Here is a 3,312-nt window from a genome sequence, read left to right on the forward strand (position 1 = left end):
AGTGAACGCTCCCCTCTGCCGATCGGGGCAATGTATCGAAACCTTTAAAGAGCAACTCGCCCGCCTCCATCCCACCTCCGATCAAGTTCCCGAGCTCCTCGCTAAAATCACGGCTCCCTTACTTCTCGCGGCCCAACAATATTGGGAGCGGAGGGGGTATCCGCTGGAAGCCCATGTCCAGGTCGCGCAAAATCCGAATTCGCACACGGAATTCATTCGATAAAGTGCCATTGTTTTAGATGGTTAGACGTTATTGCCAACTCTAGCGCAATGTGTTAACTCCCTCTTCCTAACCGAGGCGGTAGGAGCGGAAAAGACTCAATGATCTTGAGGATGTATCTAAGAAAACGGCTCGGAATCTTTTTTGGCGCAACGCTCGCACTGTGCGTGGGGATTTCACCCGGCGCCACGTCCGCGGCGCAGAGTTCAACTCCCGGCGTCGCAATTCTTCTGGTCGGGGGTCTTTACGGACAGGGAATTCCACCGCAGTTGCTCTTAAGACCACCGGGCGCTCAAAGATTCGATCAATACCCCAAAAGTAAACTCGTTTACGTCGCCAGTCGCGCCTATCCGGTGAATCCGGGAATCGACACGATGTTGACTAAGGTCTTCGAGGATACTCGAAGCCGTGGCCACGCGACTCGTCTATTCGTTCTTCAGGATGGACCACAGGAATTATGGAACGAGTATTCGCGATCTGCGAAAGACGAGTTTTTAAGAGACGCCGGTGTCATTCCGTTCGGTTTCGGGCAAAGCATCCAATCTTCAATCTCAAGTATCCTCAATTCCAATAAGGGAAGATTTATTCTTATCGGAGATCCGGAAATTCTTTCGGACGACCTGCGTACAACCCTCAAACAATTGAACTTCGGGCCTGAACGATTTTCCTTTGTACGCATTGACAGGGCTCTTTCATCTCCCGAGATGCTCGAAGCGATAATCGAGAACAATAGAGCCTGGCTCACGCGAGAAAGACTGATCAACCAAATTCAAGAGGAAAAGGAAGGCTTCGTGGACGCGGCGTTCCCGCAGTCTTCACGTCGAGATCTGGACGCATGGTTGCTGAGTCATCCAAACTTCGACTGGAGGGATATCGGTCTGACCTACCGGAGCCTCGGCGCGGGTATGCGCCCGGAAGATATTCCGAAGTTTTACCACTATCCTATCGACGGTGAGTCATTTTCGTCACTGGCCGGTATTCTCTGGCCGCCGAGTACGGAACAATTTCCGACCGCCATTCGAACGGACCATCATCCCGATGAAACGGAATCCACCGAAGAGATCAAAACGACCGAACTTCGTAAAACCGCCGTCTTTTTCTTGGAGGGAGGCTTTTTTCATGAAGGGGAAACGGAACCGTGCCCTTATGCCTTACAACTTCTTTCAAGGCTACAGGAGCTTCGAAAGGCAAACCCGATTACCCGAAGGATCGTTCTCGTCAACAATGGCACGGGAGCCAACCTTCAAGTCCTAAATAAGTTTTTGGAGTGGAACACATTTACGTCCATCGTTCGCGAAAGTGAGATCAACGCGAGAGAATCCGTGAAACGTTTTGGGAAGAGCGGTTCCTTCCTTTTGATCGGCGAACCTAAACGTGTACATGAATTCGGGAAATTTGAAGTGGCCCTCGGGAATCACATCGGCCTCATTCCCGGCGCAACCTTTCGAATCGCAGATCTTCACAATCCTGCAGACAGGAACGCGCTCAACCACATCGAAAACGCTTTTCAGCCCGGCCCGGATTGGAAACCTTGGCGCAAGTTTCTTGACTCGATGGAAACGCCGCCCGCAGCTAAGGGTCGAGAACCAACGCCCGGTATCGGAATGAAACGGAGCGCCATTCCGCCGAACGCTACGAAGGTTTCCTGGAACGACCTTGAAGAGTGGGAACGCAACGTGGGACTGCGCAGCGGGCGCGTTTTGCGGGTAGATGACCCGGACACTCTGGGCGGACTGGATGGCATGACCCTTAAGAATCCAGACGTAGCCGGCCAATCGGACATTTATCTTTCCAATGCAGACGACGTCTACGTAAAGACTGTCATTCAAGAGACCGTCCGGCAATCGATCAATCAATGGATGGATTTTATTAGAAAGGGAGAACTTCTCGATCCTCGCCATAAAGATTACTTGGTCACGGCCGCGGCGGTCGATCTTGTGGTCAACACAATCCGAGAGCGAACAGAAGCATTACTCTTCCATTTGTCGCCGCGGGAGATCTTTCAAGGAACCCGCCTCTTCGACGTAATCGATAAAATGATAGTCGCCCCGGCCGCCTTTTGGGAACCGCTTATCAAAGTGATCGATCCGCGAGCCGGCACATCCTTGGAGATCGAAGGTGCGATCATAGGAACCGTCTCACGAACCTACAACTCTCCGTTTGTACCGAAGCTTCCTCCTCTCTATGCCCAGTCCACAGGCAGCGGCGAAACACTCCGAGACCTTTTACTCGATGAGACGCCCGGCACGGAGCTCCTGACCCGCGACACGATCATCTATCTGACCGAACCTGAAGGCCGAATCAGCGAGATCGAAAAGACGGCACATGTGCCGACCGGCGCGGTCCGAAGGCGGGATTCCGAAATCCCTCTGCGCACACTAAGCGGAACAACAGACCTCCAAGTGCTCCGGACGCTGGTAAATGGCTTTGTTCTGGGTGTGCAGCTCCGGAAAGACTCGCACGTATTGGATTTGAACAATCTGGATCATCTCAAGGCTTATGCGAAATATCTGCTGCAAAACAATAAAACGCAGGTCATCACCGTGTTCGAGGATATAGGCGTGGTCAAGCGCCCCTTATCAGCCGAGAGGTTTTCAAAGATCATCGAGGAGTATGAAATTTTAGATGCTTCAAGAATGACGTTCTTCGAATTCTTGGCCAAGGATAATGCTTCTCTTGAACCAGATTCGATCGACTCCGAATTCTTGGCAGCGAAGGAGATCGCGGTAATTAAGCACGACGGGCGGTACCACGTTCTTCCCGAAGCGATCGATAGGAACCGCCTTCGCTGGGGCTCTTCGAAGCAGATCCAAGGAATGCTCGGCTGGATGCTCCGAATGACCACATTCGACTTAGAAAAAATACCGATCCTGTACACCTCCGCCGTGTACGGAAGCGAACCGGCGCTCAAGGAATTATTATTTCTTTATGCGCAAAAAAGAACCGGATTACTCGATCGCGGTGACATGACCTTCCAGGAGTTCGCGGAGTACCGCGACGGTATCGAGACCTCGGCAGCCGATGCGGCGGAAGAAATCCTAAGGCGGGGTCGATGGCCTGTGCGGGATCCATCCGCCGCGCCATGGATGGCC

2 protein-coding genes are annotated in these 3,312 nt (G+C 52.5%); both read left to right on the plus strand.

Annotation, left to right across the window (positions count from 1 at the left end; all coding sequences use genetic code 11):
- The coding region (locus tag VI895_00005; GenBank protein ID HLG18179.1) for a hypothetical protein at positions 1 to 223 on the plus strand (223 nt) is incomplete at its 5' end.
- Positions 224 to 321: 98 nt separating this feature from the next.
- Positions 322 to 3,312 (plus strand): hypothetical protein (locus VI895_00010; GenBank protein HLG18180.1); only part of this gene is annotated, 2,991 nt, incomplete at its 3' end.

The sequence above is a fragment of the Bdellovibrionota bacterium genome (genome assembly GCA_035292885.1).
Classification (GTDB): Bacteria; Bdellovibrionota_G; JALEGL01; order JALEGL01; family DATDPG01; genus DATDPG01.